The sequence below is a fragment of the Erwinia sp. PME.40.26/001 genome (assembly GCF_055556675.1).
On sequence record NZ_JBVHNP010000054.1, the window covers coordinates 1 to 355 of the forward strand.

General features: G+C 70.1%; 2 protein-coding genes. One reads left to right on the top strand and one right to left on the bottom strand.

Going from position 1 to position 355, the window contains the following annotated elements; translation table 11 throughout:
* The coding region (locus ACZ3HG_RS23190) for a YccF domain-containing protein (protein ID WP_465334656.1) at window positions 1–117 on the bottom strand (117 nt) is incomplete at its 3' end.
* A 59-nt stretch (window positions 118–176) separates the two neighbouring features.
* Here ACZ3HG_RS23190 and ACZ3HG_RS23195 point away from each other — a divergent pair.
* On the top strand, window positions 177–355 hold a 179-nt coding region (locus ACZ3HG_RS23195; protein ID WP_465334658.1), incomplete at its 3' end, for a UvrD-helicase domain-containing protein.

Sequence of the window (355 nt, forward strand, 5' to 3'; positions counted from 1 at the left end):
GATGCCCCACGGGATCGTGAGGATCAGGATGCAGAGCACGATGCCGGCCGCGAGATACCCGAGGAACAGCCAGAATCCCGAGAGGACGAGCCACAGGACGTTGAGGATCAGGCGCATGCGTCCATGATCCCCGACCGGGCGGGGTGTCGGAGGCCCCGCCTAGACTTGATATCGCCATGACCGACGCCTCCACCCCCCTCATCGTCGGCGGCTCCGCCCCGTCGGATGCCCGCCCCGACGCCGACCTGCTCGAAGGGCTGAACGGGCCGCAGCGAGAGGCCGTCACCTACCGCGGGCAGGCGCTGCTCATCGTCGCCGGGGCCGGGTCGGGCAAGACCAGCGTGCTGACGCGGCG